The organism is Bacillus sp. ISL-41 (assembly GCF_018613235.1).
Classification (GTDB): domain Bacteria; phylum Bacillota; class Bacilli; order Bacillales; family Cytobacillaceae; genus Mesobacillus.
In genome coordinates this window covers 74198-89527 of the sequence record NZ_JAGGQP010000010.1, presented here as the reverse complement: position 1 = coordinate 89527, position 15330 = coordinate 74198, and the positions used below count along the sequence as shown (strand labels likewise).

Sequence of the window (15330 nt, the reverse complement as noted above, 5' to 3'; positions counted from 1 at the left end):
AATTAAACCGCCTTCCTCCCTGGAAAGCGGCTCTTATGTCCTAATGAATCAACTGCGACAGCATCTTTTGCCTGGCATAAAAGTAAGATCCCACCTGGATTATAACGTAAATTCCCGCTATCTGGAGGAAGTGCATCAAAATATCAGGGTTTTGCATGATTCCTCCGACATCTGTTGACAAGATTGTCAGGTATAAAAAGGCCAGCGTTGTTCCTAGTATGATTGGAACGAAAAAGATCGTCGCTAATTCCCCTGTAACGTTTTGCTTAATTTCATTTGTTGACATCCCAATTTTATTAAGTTTTCGATACTTCAATTTTTCAGTATCCATTTCCGAGAATAGATTTAGATATAGCAATATAAAGGTGCCGAAAAAGAACATGATGCTTAAGAATGTGGTCACGTAGAACATCATTCCGTTGGTTGTTTTGTTAGTTTGGTAGTCCCCGATTTTTGAAGCAACCCTAAACAATTCGGATTCTGAGGTATGCTCCATATCAGGGTAAACCATTGACGGAGTCGTCTGATTGTTAACCTTGAATTTCTCGATTAACTCATCAACATCACTTTCGCTGTCTTTCCAATTGTCAACATTAATTAAATGCAAATTCAGTTCATACCCTTCCACTTCATTCCGCAAATAATCAAAATCGTCCTCATTTACAACAATAAATTCGTAGGCATTTGGCAGCAAATTGACCGTTCTTTCAATCACTCGATCCTTCAATGTATAAGTTACAGCTTCATTATTCAAAGTGAATTTTATCGAATTAGCAATATCCGTATGAGCATATTCTGGTTCAGAGTTTAAATAAAATAGGTACTCATTTTTCCCCAGCTTTACCTGACTCGAAGTCAGCATATTGTAATCATCCAGAGACATGATGTCATAGGTTTGGTATCCATCAACATATTCAAGTTTTTCATAATAGTTCAAGATCGGTATTTCGAGATGTTCCTTTATATCAAACAACCCATTTAGCTCTTTATCGGAAATCGAATTCTTGGTTTCTGACTGATAAAACCCAACATCAAATGGATTATTTATTACAGCCTCCTTTTCAGAAGCCTTGTAAAACGTCAATAATAACGTGCTATAGAAAATGGTGATCATGATCATCACTGTCACAAGCAAGATGATTGATGTTAGCTGCTTGAACTTATAATCCAGGCTTCTCAGGAACAGCAATCTGCGATAATAGAAGCCGGGAAACTTTTTAGCGAGACTGATCAAGAAACTGGCAGACTGATTGAGTGAAATATACAGGCCAAGGAACATCGCCAATGTCCAAAGCGGCAGGAATGAACCAGATGAGGTTTCATAAGTTAAATACAGAATAAGCAGTGAACCGGACAGGAGCAACAGCCCGAAACCGCCAATCAACGGACTTCTCATTTTTAATGTCTCTGCAAACCTGTTGCTTTTCATGCTTAAGACGAGGCTGCTTCTTAGAGTCTGGAACAATGATTTCCCGACGGCCAGCAGAAATACTGCCAGAAAAGCACCAATTGAGTAAAAAAACATTTTACCAGAGAAGTGAAAAGAAACTTCATTAAGTTCGACCAAATTCATTAACAGCATGAAAAATAGTCTGGAGAATACTGCTCCAGCAAGAATACCTGAGATAATGGATAGTATAGCAATCACACCATTTTCCAGGATCAACAACTTAGCGATGTCTCTTTTTGCCATGCCCAGAGTCATGAACAGCCCGAATTCACTTCTTCTCTGTTTGATAAAAACACTGTGTGCATAGCTGATGAAGAAAACTGTAAAGATGATCAGCACCGCACCAGGTATCGAAAGAGCATCCTGGAGGCTCTCCAATTTTTTTCCTTGCTCAACCCTGCTGTTAAAATAAATGGTCGAAAACATAAAGAAGAACATCACCGCAAAGCTATTGCAAAGGTAATAAAAGATATATTTTTTATAATTCACTTTCGCCATCTTCCAGACAATGTGGTTAAATGTCATAGGTTCTTCCTCCAAGGACGGCTAAGTTATCCATGATGCGGTCCAGAAATTCCTTCCTGTCCCCTTTTTTCACGATACTCGAATGAATCTTTCCGTCTTTGATAAAAACAACCTTTTGACAATAACTGGCTGCGAATACATCATGCGTGACAAGGAGGACTGTTGTCTTTAATTCATGTACGATTTTTTCAAAGCACTCCATAATGATTGCGGAAGCTTTAGAATCCAGATTCCCGGTTGGTTCATCAGCGAATATGATGGCAGGTTCATTTACCAGTGCACGGCTGACCGCGGTCCGCTGCTGCTGGCCGCCTGATATGTTGTAGGGATACTTTTCAAGGGTAGCCAGAATTTCGAAAAGTTGAGCCAGTTCCTGTACCTTTGCTTCCATATCGCTTGCCGGCTTCTTTTCAAGCACCATTGGCAGCATGATATTTTCTTTAACTGTCAAGCTGTCCAAAAGGTTAAACTCCTGAAATACAAACCCTAGTTGTCGGCGACGGAAAAGGGCAAGCTCATCCGCTGACATCTCGCTTATTTCCTGGCTGGCAATCGACACTTTCCCAGAAGTAGAACGATCTATGCCGCTCAAAATGTTCAGCAGAGTAGTCTTCCCGCTGCCAGAAGGCCCCATAATGGCAACAAACTCTCCCTCATTAATCTTAAGGCTGACCCCATCCAAAGCAGTAGTTGAACCTTCACCACTCGATCCACCATAAACTTTTACTATATTATTTATTTCTAAAATAGCCATTCTTTTTCCCCCTTTTATTTCCTTTCCGGTTCGACCCGAGATTTTTGACATTACCAGGCACCCTGTTCGTTCATTCAAGAGGACTAGCGGCATTTTTGTTAAAACTGCCACCGGTTCGCTCGGTACCCATAACAACATCCTAATATGTTCGTATTCAGGCAGCCATCGATGACGCTAAAAAATACCTTACACTTTTGTAAGGTATTCAATGACTTTTTCCAGCTAGCCACTTGATTTGGACTGTCGTTCCTTCCCCTTGTTTGGATTGTATTTCAATCGCAGCTCCAAGTTTGCCGGCAATTTTTTTGCTGAGGTAAAGTCCTATCCCAGTTGAGTTTGGAAACTTACGACCATTTTCACCTGTAAAGAATGGATGGAAAACCCGCTCAAGATCATAATCTGGAATTCCGACTCCTTGATCAACAATCGATAAGCAAATATGTTCGTCTTTTCTATCAATCTGAAAAACCAGCTTTTTGCTTCCTTCCTTTACCCCTGAGTATTTAATGGCGTTGGAGATAATCTGATCAATTAAAATTTCAATCCACTTTGAATCTGTAATAATGATTGCTTGTTCTTCCTCAAACTCAATTGAAGGGAAAATGGATGTATAAATCCACTCTCTTTTTCTGGCGTTGACCAGCTTCCGCAAAGTCGAAAGCAAATCAACAGCCTTAAGTTCAAAGTCGTTTTCAAAGCTGTCCATCCTGATCATCGTCAGACCCTGTTCTATGGAAGTATACAGCCGTTTGTTTTCCTGATGAATTTTTTCGAGTGCCTCTGTCTTTTCTTCATTATTGATGATCAACTCGATTACGGAAACAGGCGTTTTTAAATGGTGCATCCAGTGAGATAGAAAATAGAGTCTCTCTTTATTTTGCTCTTTCAATTCAGTGTATTTTTGGGAGTATTCCCCAACTGTCTTTGACAATAATTTCTTAAATGCTTTCTGTTCCTCCGTATAAGCATGAAACTCTACATCCTGATTCCTTAACTGTTGTGCAACTGCCGAGTTCGCTGGGTAAAACCGCAGCCAGTCCATCACTAAATAAACCAGCAGCAAAAACAGGCCGATCGACACCGGATAGAAAAATTCCGTGTCCGCCGGTACATTAAGGTAGAAAAACAGCAGGATACTGGCCAAATTCAATATGTATATCAAAATCAGAAGCAGACGATCTTTTAAAAAAGCTTTAACCATTCCTGTCACCTTGAGGATAATGAAGCATGTATCCTACTCCTCTTTTGCTTTTAATTAGATCCTTCAAACCAAGCTCTGAGAGTGTTTGTTTAATCCTCGTTACATTTACTGTAAGCGTATTATCATCCACGAATGTAACCGAATCCCATACTTCTTCAATCAGCTCTTCTCTTGAAACGAATGAATTCTCGTTTTCCATCAATTTTTTCAACAGTTTAAAAACGTTTTTAGAAAGTTCTACTTTTATCCCATTATAATCCAGGCTCATTGTTTTTTCGTCCAGGCACAATGAACCGACACAGATGTTTCTGTCATCCTTCACCGCATATTCTCCGTACACTCTTCTCATTGTTGCTTTGACTTTTGACTGCAGCATCTCGAATGTGAACGGCTTCGTGATAAAATCATCAGCCCCAAGTTCAATCGCCATAATTTGGTCCATTTCCTGGCTCCGGGCAGAGATCATCAGGATCGGTACAGTGGATTTTTGCCGGAAACTCCTGCACAAAAAATAGCCATCATAATATGGCAGGTTAATATCCAGCAACACAAGATCCGGATTGACTGTTAAAAACTCTTCTTCTATATTGGTAAAATGCTCAGGCAAAATTACATTGTATCCATAGCGCTCCAAATTTTCCTTAATTAGCCCGCAAAGCTGGTGATCATCTTCAATCAGCATCACTTTATACATTTTCAGAACTCCTCTTTATCTAAAACTCTCTTACCCTAGTATAAATTTTTCTCAACATAATATCAGCAGAATTTTCCATAAAAAAGAAGCAAGCCATTGCTCACATCTATTTACGTCGATTATTCGCAAGTGTATCGTTATTTTTCTAATTCCCAGAACAGCTATGTGAGCGCCGAAACCCTTTAGGTAGTATCCCCATCTTTATTCGGTACTTACAGATAAGTCCTGCTCATATTCTTATAAAAAACCATTAAAAAGGAGGCGAAGAAAAAAGATGAGCAAAGTTCAGGTTAAATTACGCCCCATAGTTGGCAGGTTAAATTTACCCACTGTCATAAAAACAGCAATTCTTCCAGGGGATTCATCCGATAGCTTATTTATTGCGACCCAGCCAGGAGAAATATTTTATATAAGCAACGGAGTTATAAAGACATTATTAAATATTCGCCAACGTGTGATTGAATTGGGTTCTAATGGTGGATATGATGAACGTGGATTGCTCGGTTTGGCGTTTCATCCCGATTTTCATTATAACGGTCTATTTTACCTTCATTATTCAGCAGCGGGAACACAAGGTCCAGGGGCGCGTTCTGGCTCTTTCCAGCCTGACCCTTGTGACCCGAAAACCTTAAACCTTAAGTGGGAGAATAGAGAGAACCAATATGATCATGTTGATACAGTCGAAGAATGGACTGTACAATCGAATGGCCAGCCTCGCAGACGCCGGACGCTGCTGAACTTAAGGAGACCTTTTTCCAATCATAATGGAGTCAATAGCTTAAACTTTTCACCTGAAACAGGAAAGCTCGTTTTAACAACAGGCGATGGTGGGTCAGGTTATGATCCATTCAATTTAAGCCAGGATGATATGGAGATTGCCGGTAAAATAATTGAAATTGATATAAGCAAGAATGCTTTCGGCTCTGAGCCACCCGCAGTTAGCCGTTTTGATGAGCTTCCTCCTTCTATTCAGGAGGCACTTACTGTCATAGCTAAAGGGGTCCGTAATATTCCCGGTATCGCCTATCAAAGATTTTATAACCAGTACATCAAGTATGTTGGAAATGTTGGTCAGGATTTTGCCGAGTCGATATTTTCATTCATTAATTATCGACCAGTGCCGGTAAGTGAGCTTACTCAAACTGCTTCAGGGAGAATGGAAAAGGAGAAAGAAGGAATTATTAATTTCGGCTGGCGGAGTTGGGAAGGTGCTTTCCCTACTCCAATTATAAGAACCTGTTCGGAAAATTCGACACTGGATCAGAAAACAATAGCCTTTTATAGGGAAGCAGTAAGAACTTCAATCGGTCGTTTGCCGCCTTTAACTAATTATTTTCATCAAGAACCCCGATTGAATAAGTATGGAGGAACTGCACTTACGGGGGTTCAGCCCTATATGGGAAACAAAATCCCTGAGTTATCGGGAAGTCTGGTGTTCACCGACCTCTCCAGGGCTAAAAGTAATGACCATCCTGACCAAGGCTTTTTAGCTTATACCAGGTTCAGGACAGATGGAAAACTGAATGATTTTCATGTGATTGAAACAGATTATGACTTTGGCTCCCAACCTGCTTATTATGTCAGTTTAGGGACAAATCAGAATCATACCAGGATGTTTTTAGGAGTATATGGCTCCATGAAAGTAACGGATTATAACCTGGGAACTGTATTTGAAATTGTTCCCCCCTAAGGTTTCAGAGATAACTAAATCATGAACGACTTTATTCTTTTGAAAAAGAATAGTGATATCTCAACCCAAATCACGCTGTATAGGAAGGCAAATAGGGAAATTCCCCCGGTTATCATGATTGAAAAGGACATAGATACAGCAGGGCCAAGAATAGGAAAGTGTAGAACATAAAGAAGAATCATGATTCCTATGAACAAGGTAACTGCCCCAGCAAAAATAACGCTTAATCTCTTGTGAAAGAATGAAAATCCCGTGCCTACTCCAAGAGCTAACAGGCCTGTCGTAAAAGGAAACACGAATAGTTCGCCCGGTTGTAAAATAAACAGCATTACTATTGTTAAAATATACGACATCGTACCAATGGGCAGAGAAAACATCGCACAAATCAAAATCGGCAGGGTGGCAAATGGACTGATTAAATATCCGATTCCTGGCAAAAAGCCTCCTGCTGCCTGTAATATGGCTGCCATAGACGCGAGGACGGACCCGACCATGAGTTTCTTCATTCTCGTTTGTTTTTGGAATTCTGAATGTGTATGCTGTACATCAGAAGGAATGTCTCTTAAAAAATACATGCTTCACCTCATTCAATGAATTTTCCAGTTACGATACAATATATTAACCAGATTAATGAGGTTGAACATGGAACTTAAATTTGGCAGCAAACCTTAGATGATACACAAACGCTGAAGGCGAACCATTAAACAGAATAATGACGTATGCTGACTGCATACGTCATTATTCTGCTGATTTTTTAGTTTACGGAATTTCAATTTCAAATCCTTCTAACATTTCCGGTAAAGGCTGGTGACGTGTTTTTAGCGTCAATCCTTTCTTTTTACCGGTATCAAATTCTTTTTTAAAACTTTGATCCTTAATTCGTTCAGGAAAAGGCTTTTCATCAAGTATGAGTTTTTCACCCTTTGCATCTTCAATCCAGAGCGTACTCATTGATGCATAATTATCAAGAATCGCCTCACCTTGGACATCATAGTAAACGATTGTACGGTCGTCTGCATACTTGATATCCGTTATAATAATGTCACCAAATTCACCCTGACTCATTCTAAAAGGCAACTCGATTTTATCCATCCCAACCGATTCTTCTTTTAAATCTCCCAATGGAAATTCTATACGATAAGGTATAACTTTAACTCTCCCCACCCTCTCATCAAGAGGCTCATAAAGTCTTTGAATTGTGGCATATTCTTTTCCATCGACTGTCTCACCATGAATCCTTCCATTCAAAAAATTAATGACACTCCCTTTATCATCAATCAGGTAAAATTCCAGACTATGAGGATCAAGCAATCCAGAGTCAGCAATGATTTTCATATCCAGAACTGTGCCAGCAGGTCCAATCTTCAATGAGTTAACATTTAGCTCAGCTCCCACTAGCTTTATGTCCTCATCAAGTCTTATAACCTTCACCTCATTTGATTGTTTGACAGGGAACTGAAACGTCCAATTACCCGGAACTAGTCCTACTGAATCAAAGTGAATCTTCATCTCAAATTGCTCAGGAAGTTCCTTCGTAGGTGTAATATCGATCACGCCCTTATACTTCTGAGGTGTTACAAATTCACCAGAATAACCGGAACTGAAGTTAATTTCCTTTCCATCTGCTTTGATTACCGGGCGCTCAAGTTCGCCAAGTGGCAAAATGGATTCCTGTGTGTATCCTAACGTCAATCGGGTACCATCGTAAAAAACCTCATTGATTGTCAGCGTGACACCATTATCTTTAGCTGTTTGGTCAACAACTTGCGTTAATCCTTTTTGTCCCGCTATCTTCAGACCCTCATCACCTATATCATTGAAAAAAGTTCCTACGATCGGGATGTTCGAAGCAACTTTTGCCATCGCTGGAGAAACCATGGCCGAGCCGATAAACAAGCCGAAGCCGACAACTGCAGCGCTCACCGCATACATAACAATACGCTTTTTTGGCTTCTTTATCTTTGTCTCGCTAACAGTCTCTGCAATAATAGTATCCAGCTTTTCAACTGGCACGGAGATTTGGTCCATTTCATTTTTTAAATCCGGGAATTGGCTACTCATTCACACAATCCTCCTTTAATCTTCCTCTTAATAAGTTCACGCCGCGATGGATTTTCGTTTTAACAGTACCCTCAGGACAGTCGAGGATTTCAGCGATTTCTTTTACTGGTAAGTCCTTATAAAACCGGAGAATCAGCACTTCTTTATACTTTTCCTCAAGCTCCATTACAGCCTCAAGCAAGTCAGAGTGACGTTCACTCTCAATATAGACCGGAGCCTTACTTTCAAGCGCATCCCGCTCCATCGGGATCACCCTTTTCTTTTTCCGTAAAAGATCAACAGCATTGTTAATGAGAATTCTCGTCAGCCACGTAGAGAAATACCGCTCATCTTTCAAATTAGCAATGGACACAAGTGCTTTATAAACCGTCTCCTGAAAAACCTCCAGAGCATCGGCTTCATTTTTCATATAAACATAAGCTATTTTGTAAAGTTTCAATTTCTCATCTTCCATCAATTCCTGGAAAGCCTTTTTGTTCCCTTTGATTGCACGGCGTACCTTTTTGATATCTGCCAAACCAGTGCCCCTCCCTTCTTCCACTGTTAGACAGACGGGTTATGTAAAACGTTTCAATAAATTTTCATAAAAAAAGAGCAAGACTGATTAAATCAGTTTGCTCCGTATATTTAAATTATACCATATCTAACCAATCTTTATTAGTCTATTATTTTTCCTAATTGCTGTTACCCTTAACTTAGACTGCTGGGAGGGTGATATATGATTGATTATAGGATTAAGTCCGTTGGGTGTTACTCAAAAAGGATTGGCGAATTAGTTTCAATGCTGGAACACACCAGAGCCGTTACCCTGAAGGAAATTAAGGGTTTAACTCAAATGGATTTGGATTATCTAACAGATGAGGAGTCAAATTCAATCGGAGCACTGTTGATGCATATAGCCTCAATTGAATTTGTCCATCAGGTAATTACCTTTGAGGAACGTGATATTAACAGCAAAGAGCTATTGAAGTGGCAGGCTGCATTAGAACTTGGGCACCATGCCAGACAAACAATAAAGCTTAACCATCTTGATTTTTACTTAAATGAGCTCGCACTAGTTCGAGAACGAACGTTGTCTCAAATAAAGAATTATAACGATGATTGGTTATTCGAAGAAAGGCAGTGGGATAATGGTGTGCAACATAATTATTACTATCTTTGGTTCCACGTGCTTGAAGACGAAATCAGCCATCGGGGACAAATTCGTTTAATAAAAAGAAGACTCCTGCAAAACAATTAAAAAGGCATTTTATGAATTTATACTCGAAAAAAGGGCTCCCGTGGGGAAGCTCTTTTTCAATAGTCTCTTTAACTGCACTAAATACAGGCTACTAATCTTCCTCTTTTCTTACCCATTCATCATCATCATTCTTCTCATACTCATTTTTAACGGCGCTCCATGCCACCTTAAAAGCAGTTTCCTCCTCATCGTATTGCTCTGAGGCTGAATTGAATGCCTCTTTGAAAATTTCCTGGGCATGATGTGGCAGATTATCCTTTACTGCGTCCGGCAGATCTTTTAAAGAATTATAAGGCACAATGCTAACCTCCTAAAGTAGAATCTATCTTCTACTTTTCCCGCAATGGAGACTGTTGAAACCATTCTGTTTGGACAGGCACACTATAAGGAACTCTCTCAATATACGGGCACTGGTTTCTTTTTCAGATAAAAGGGGAACATCTTAATAATCAGAGATTCATAGAGGAAGTGTACAAGCAATGAATTCGCATTCAACTATTGAAGTCAGAAATAAATTGAGAGAAGCTAAACCGTGGGTGCGCCGGTTTGCTCGTTTTGGCTACATTGCCAAGGGCCTTGTTTACGGTATGGTCGGAGTGCTCGCTGCCTTAGCCGCTTTTGGACCCAGCGGAGACACGACAGGAACCTCGGGGGCACTTCAATCGCTCGCTGCTATTCCATTCGGCGAAGTTGCCTTATGGTTCATCGGAATCGGCTTAATTGGCTACATCTTGTGGGATTTTATTAAAGCCATAAAAGATCCTGCAAATGAAGGAACAGATGCCAAGGGATTGATTAAAAGAACAGGCTATTTCATCAGCGGGCTGATTTATAGTAATTTAGCTTTTGGGGCGATTAAATTAGCCAGTAACACTGGTTCAGCAGGTGGTGAAAATTCGGGGAAGACGATTTCGGCCAAGTTAATGGAGCAGCCATTCGGTGTTTGGCTGGTCGGAATAATAGGCGCTATTATAATTGGTTATGGTGTTTACGAACTTTATAGCGGCGCCAAAGAAAAGTTTATGTCAAAATTCAAAACATATGAGATGAATGATAAAGAACGCAAAATTGCACGCCTTTCCGGTAAAATTGGGCTCATCTCCAGGGGAATCGTTTTAAGTATGGTCGGATTCTTCTTCATTCGCACCGCATACACTCATAACCCGAATGAGTCAAAAGGGCTGGGCGGTGCATTAACAGAACTCGCAAACCAGCCATTTGGGAAATCATTATTAGCGATCGTGGCAGCCGGCCTGATCTTATACGGCATCTACCAAATTATCAAAGGCCGCTACCAACAGATGAATTTTGGGTAAAATAAAAAATAGATAGATATGAAATGATAAGCTAGTACGGTTTCGAATGGCCGTACTAGCTTATCTTATGTAATAAAGCTGAGTGGTAAAACTTCATGATTCATTTCGCGAATATACTGTCCAAGAACAGATAAATCCCAGTACAACTTAAAATGATATAGGTAAAAATCCTGAATGCTCGCTGATTGATCCTTTCATATAATTTTTGACCGAGAAACATACCGAACAGAACGATCGGCACTGCAAACATACTTGCAATCATGATCGTTTTGTTTGATCCCATAATGAGCACCTGGGTGACAAGGCTAACGAAATAGATAAACAGATAAAACGCCAGCGTCGTTCCTCTCAGCTTCGCTTTTTCAGTATCCGTACCCGCAAAATAAAGCAATAATGGCGGTCCTGGCATTCCAATGCTCGTCGTTAAAAGACCAGATAACCCACCAACCAGATAGTCCCTAAATGGTGTTGCATCGACCCTGAATTTTAAAATCAATAACAAGGTTAGCAGCAACAGAAGGATACTAACCCCTAATTTAAACGCCTCTATGTTCATGGAAACAAAGATTAATATGCCAAACGGTACCCCAGCAATGCTTCCCAAAGTGAATCTTTTCAGTAAAATAACGTCAATATCCTTTTTGATTTTCCAAATAAGAGTCACCGAGATGATCAATGACAATATGATATTTATTTGAATCGCTTCATATGGCAGAAATAGCATTAATAGGAACGGAGTCGCCATTATAGAAAAGCCAAAACCCGTACTTGTTTGCAAAACAGAAGCGACCAGGATAATAATGATGAAAATGAATGAAGTTACCAAATCGGACCTCCTGTTATATCTCAAAAGAAAAAAGCCGCCTTTTTGGCAGCTAGATACTTAAACCTTTGATTATCACTTATCTTCCACCATATTTTAACTTAATTTTCTCCTCTTTACCATTCCACTTAACGGTTATTTCAAATGTAGTATCCTGATTATCTAAGGGTCTATAATCAGAACCCTTCGGAATATGGGAAGTACCTTCGCTGGAACTTGATGAAGTGAAGACCTCATTGACATCAATCGGTTCCCCTTCTAATACTTCTCGAACTGAGCTGCCATAATCATATGAGTATTCCACGGTGCGCCCTAAATCCGGTTCATTGCCAATATACTTTAGCTTTAAAGTATGTTTTCGTTCATATTTCATTTCATAATGGTTTTCGAATTTCTCATGATCTCGATATTCGACCTTGCCTTTCTGAATCAATTCTGCGGACCAATGCTCACTTGTACCTGTATACGTCTGATAATAATCCTTTGTAGTTGTGCACCCAGATAATATGGATAAAATGAAGACAAATAGAATAGTTAATCGTTTCATCCAGTTCCTCCTCCTCTGAATATATCTGTAAGGTACCTTCTTTAAAAAAGTTTATTAACAATCGCTAATTAATATCTCTATTTAGATGTTTCGATGGTTTATCGTCCCGGAGTACGTAAAATTTCTTGAATCACAGATTCAGCTTCTTTATTATCTTTAATTACGAATAAATGATCTGCTTCCCTTTCCTCTGGATCGATTACATCCTCTTTTAAAGAATCAGCCATCTGCTTAGCCAATACTTGCTCAAAATTCGTATAGGAACCTCTGAATATATTGGTGCTCCGTTTACTTTCTGTAACGCGAGCTTGGAGAACATGGTATGGGATGTCAAAATGTACAATGATATGTATAAAGTCATCTTTCGGAAAGAACTTTTCAAAAAGGTGCGACCGGTCTATTACGCTTTGATTAGAGTTACAAATGATAAGATGATGATCGGTATAGTCTATTGCGTAATTGACAATCATCCTCGATATAGCATGCTTAAATGTATTTGGTCCGTTCTTGGGTTGCAGTTTTTCATAATAAGTATTGATAAATTTCGCGTGGATGTCCTGGTCAATAACCGTAGAGTTACACAATTCTTTTTCTAAAGCACGCGCAAATGTAGTTTTTCCACTGTGAGTATTGCCAACAGTTATAATCGCAAGCCTTTTCAACCTTTTCCCGCCTTTATACTGTATTTCTTAAACATATTATCTTATAATTTTACAAAAAATTGAAACTTTTCTTTTCGCTAATCGTAACACTTCAAAAGGGGGTAATCTTCATCGGTAAAATCATTAGCTTTTTAGCAACTTTGGCCGTCATCGGGTTAATTAACTTTGGGGTAACTTTAATAACGAATTTTAGTTTTATAGATATTTCTGTTTTTGTGGCATTAGCCTGTGTATTTCTCATTTATTTCTTTAGCTCAACAGGCGGAGTTACAAGCCGCAGCATTGATATGCAAGTTCAGGGTGAAACAGGAATCAAAATGAACCAAACAAAACAAACTTTTTCACCTTCTTATGCTTTTTACGCTTCGATTCTCTATTTGCTTGGATCAGTGATAGCCACATTTTTTATGTACAAAGAATACTTTATGTAGTTGTTAGTAATTGAATTCGAGTATGGAACGACGGTTGTTTCATATTCATTTATTTACATTGGCAGTTTGTAAAAAAGGCCATAAGAAAGACCGTTTTCAGCTGAAAAACGGTCTTGGGCATTAGGCTATTGCAATTTTTATTTTTCCATCACTGCAAAGTAATTCTCCTCATCATCCGCAAAGTTAAATACTTTTCCTGAAGGCATGTTCACAATTTCCCCTACTACAACATTTTTCTTTGATAAATCCCTGCGCAATTCCTCAAGATTGTCAGAATAAAACATTAAAGATGGTGTACCAAGATGGAGTCCAGGCGACATTTTTGCCACGAAATCTTTATTATGCAGCACGATACTTGTTTCTGACTCTTTACTAGGGGAAATTTCAATCCATCTAAACCCTTGCCCATTATCTTCTTCTGCATTAATTATAAAACCCAATTTTTCCGTCCAGAACTTTGCAATAGCATCTTGATCATTTACGTACACCATGATCTGACCAATTTTATTTATCATGTATTTTTTCACTCCTTGTAAAAGTCTATAGATAGATTCTATAATTATGGGCCATAATCCTCCTGCCCTTTTATGCTATTCTTGAATGACAAGAATCGTCTTATCCCACGCCTTCTGGTTGCTGCATTCCTCCAAAACATAATCAGTGCGTGAATCAGTCTTCACTACTGCAATCCCTTTGCAGTTCGCTTCTTCAATACTTCGTGATCCGAACCCGTCTCTGGTAGAATCGTAGGTTGAGTGGATTTCTGTGCCGTCGAATTGCAAGTCGTGGATCATGGGTGCTCCCTCAGTTGTATATTTGACGATCCTGACTTTATCATTCTTACCTTGCTCAAGGTGATCGACAAATGCATAAAATCTCTCTAAATTCGTAATGTCTCCATGCATATTGACTATATCATCCGGTGCCTGAATGTATTCAGGAGGATCAGGAAGATTTGCAGCTTCCTCTTGGATTGTTTGCTCCTCGCTCTGACATCCTGCCAGCACCAAAGTTAACAGCATTATGAATATGATTTTTTTCTTCATTGACCTATCACCACTTTCCTGGTGTTCATTTAAATAATAATGGGTAATCTGTATGTATCTTTAATTTTAATAAAGGTGTGTTGTTCTATGAAGAATATATTTTTCTCAGAGGTAGCCGTTCCAATTGAACCTCCGTTTGGCTTCATTCCAGGAAAGCAATCGGAACGAGATTTTACTTTTGAAAAAGAGGATTGTTTTAAGGATTACATATTGGAAAAGAATGGTCAATCTTATGATGTTAGTCTTGATGATAAGGGGCAATGGCACTTCTTTACCTCCATCGAATGTAGATCGCTAGATGAATTGAAACTTTCGAGGCAGATTTTTCGACCTCCTTATTTAAAAGATGAGAAGTTAAAGCTGATTGATTTAATGATGATGCTGGATATTAAGCCATTATATGAAGGTCATGATAAAGCATACGGGCATGTTCTTTCACTCGTCCATCAGCTGGATTCTGTTTCCGCTTTCAATCAGGCGAGGATTGCCAATTATGATGGCAGCGATGATCCAACCATTATCAAGAAGATCCATTTTATCGAAAATGAGTACAAGGGTGAGAAAACTCGCTTTATCTCAGGCTTCGAGACCCGATCCTTTGCAACTGTGACAGAAAACGAATTTTATGCAAAAGAAATTCACTTGCCTGGCAATGCGCGTAATTATTTGAAACTCTTTATCTATTTCTCAAGATACGGCATCCTTCCATCCCAGCAGATGATGCCAAGGTTCCTCGGAAACCTGTGGGCCTCAACACAAAGCTTGAATACCTCTGCCAACCCAGCGTTTTTTAAGGATGAAGGGATTGAATGATTTACAACTTAGTCTCTGACTGTATAAGATTTGACCCAAATATGTGATTCTCCTCTTTCATGGGCACATGTTGGCTT

Annotated in this window: 17 protein-coding genes; 4 read left to right on the top strand and 13 right to left on the bottom strand. The window is 39.3% G+C overall.

Annotation, left to right across the window (positions count from 1 at the left end):
• Window positions 1–40: 40 nt before the first annotated feature.
• The 4 genes from J7I80_RS04970 to J7I80_RS04955 all read right to left on the bottom strand — a co-directional run bounded on the left by J7I80_RS04970 (window position 41) and on the right by J7I80_RS04955 (window position 4624).
• Window positions 41–1975, bottom strand: coding sequence for an FtsX-like permease family protein (locus J7I80_RS04970; RefSeq protein WP_214736277.1), 1935 nt, complete (start codon window positions 1973–1975; stop codon window positions 41–43).
• Window positions 1965–2729 (bottom strand): ABC transporter ATP-binding protein, encoded by a 765-nt coding sequence (locus tag J7I80_RS04965; protein ID WP_214736276.1) that lies wholly within the window; start codon window positions 2727–2729, stop codon window positions 1965–1967. Before J7I80_RS04965 ends, J7I80_RS04970 begins: the two co-directional genes overlap by 11 nt.
• 205 nt (window positions 2730–2934) lie before the next feature.
• Window positions 2935–3930, bottom strand: a complete 996-nt coding sequence (locus tag J7I80_RS04960; RefSeq protein ID WP_214736275.1) for a sensor histidine kinase — start codon at window positions 3928–3930, stop codon at window positions 2935–2937.
• Window positions 3923–4624, bottom strand: a complete 702-nt coding sequence (locus J7I80_RS04955) for a response regulator transcription factor (RefSeq protein WP_214736274.1) — start codon at window positions 4622–4624, stop codon at window positions 3923–3925. Before J7I80_RS04955 ends, J7I80_RS04960 begins: the two co-directional genes overlap by 8 nt.
• A gap of 274 nt (window positions 4625–4898) precedes the next feature.
• Here J7I80_RS04955 and J7I80_RS04950 point away from each other — a divergent pair, with 274 nt between their 5' ends.
• On the top strand, window positions 4899–6314 hold the full coding sequence (locus J7I80_RS04950; protein WP_214736273.1) for a PQQ-dependent sugar dehydrogenase: 1416 nt from the start codon (window positions 4899–4901) through the stop codon (window positions 6312–6314).
• Between the two features lie 14 nt (window positions 6315–6328).
• On the opposite strand, the gene J7I80_RS04945 is transcribed toward J7I80_RS04950, so the two are convergent.
• The 3 genes from J7I80_RS04945 to J7I80_RS04935 form a co-directional block, all read right to left on the bottom strand.
• Window positions 6329–6889, bottom strand: a complete 561-nt coding sequence (locus J7I80_RS04945) for a YybS family protein (protein WP_214736272.1) — start codon at window positions 6887–6889, stop codon at window positions 6329–6331.
• Between the two features lie 184 nt (window positions 6890–7073).
• The gene (locus J7I80_RS04940; protein WP_214736271.1) at window positions 7074–8375 is read right to left on the bottom strand and encodes a DUF4179 domain-containing protein; all 1302 of its coding nucleotides are present in this window, start codon (window positions 8373–8375) and stop codon (window positions 7074–7076) included.
• Complete coding sequence (locus J7I80_RS04935) at window positions 8368–8892, bottom strand: sigma-70 family RNA polymerase sigma factor (protein ID WP_214736270.1); 525 nt, start codon at window positions 8890–8892, stop codon at window positions 8368–8370. Before J7I80_RS04935 ends, J7I80_RS04940 begins: the two co-directional genes overlap by 8 nt.
• Window positions 8893–9093: 201 nt before the next feature.
• On the opposite strand from J7I80_RS04935, the gene J7I80_RS04930 reads away from it, so the two are divergent.
• Entirely contained in the window at window positions 9094–9615 is a 522-nt protein-coding gene (locus J7I80_RS04930; RefSeq protein WP_214736269.1) for a DinB family protein, read from the top strand.
• Between the two features lie 91 nt (window positions 9616–9706).
• Here J7I80_RS04930 and J7I80_RS04925 read toward each other — a convergent pair whose 3' ends face one another.
• Window positions 9707–9913, bottom strand: coding sequence for a ChaB family protein (locus tag J7I80_RS04925; RefSeq protein WP_023614440.1), 207 nt, complete (start codon window positions 9911–9913; stop codon window positions 9707–9709).
• A gap of 181 nt (window positions 9914–10094) precedes the next feature.
• Between J7I80_RS04925 and J7I80_RS04920 the strand changes: the two genes are divergently transcribed.
• On the top strand, window positions 10095–10931 hold the full coding sequence (locus J7I80_RS04920; RefSeq protein WP_214736268.1) for a DUF1206 domain-containing protein: 837 nt from the start codon (window positions 10095–10097) through the stop codon (window positions 10929–10931).
• 100 nt (window positions 10932–11031) lie between these two features.
• Here J7I80_RS04920 and J7I80_RS04915 read toward each other — a convergent pair whose 3' ends face one another.
• The 5 genes from J7I80_RS04915 to J7I80_RS04895 form a co-directional block, all read right to left on the bottom strand.
• Window positions 11032–11757 (bottom strand): sulfite exporter TauE/SafE family protein, encoded by a 726-nt coding sequence (locus tag J7I80_RS04915; protein WP_214736267.1) that lies wholly within the window; start codon window positions 11755–11757, stop codon window positions 11032–11034.
• A 76-nt stretch (window positions 11758–11833) separates the two neighbouring features.
• Window positions 11834–12301 carry a hypothetical protein gene (locus J7I80_RS04910; RefSeq protein WP_214736266.1) on the bottom strand — a complete coding sequence of 156 codons (468 nt, stop codon included), beginning with the start codon at window positions 12299–12301 and terminating at the stop codon, window positions 11834–11836.
• A gap of 98 nt (window positions 12302–12399) precedes the next feature.
• On the bottom strand, window positions 12400–12963 hold the full coding sequence (locus J7I80_RS04905; RefSeq protein ID WP_214736265.1) for an ATP-binding protein: 564 nt from the start codon (window positions 12961–12963) through the stop codon (window positions 12400–12402).
• 568 nt (window positions 12964–13531) lie between these two features.
• A complete protein-coding gene (locus J7I80_RS04900; RefSeq protein WP_214736264.1) occupies window positions 13532–13909 on the bottom strand; it encodes a VOC family protein in 378 nt (125 codons plus the stop codon).
• Window positions 13910–13984: 75 nt separating this feature from the next.
• Complete coding sequence (locus tag J7I80_RS04895) at window positions 13985–14440, bottom strand: DUF4362 domain-containing protein (RefSeq protein ID WP_214736263.1); 456 nt, start codon at window positions 14438–14440, stop codon at window positions 13985–13987.
• Between the two features lie 87 nt (window positions 14441–14527).
• Between J7I80_RS04895 and J7I80_RS04890 the strand changes: the two genes are divergently transcribed.
• Window positions 14528–15253 carry a hypothetical protein gene (locus tag J7I80_RS04890; RefSeq protein WP_214736262.1) on the top strand — a complete coding sequence of 242 codons (726 nt, stop codon included), beginning with the start codon at window positions 14528–14530 and terminating at the stop codon, window positions 15251–15253.
• The last annotated feature ends 77 nt before the right edge of the window (window positions 15254–15330 follow it).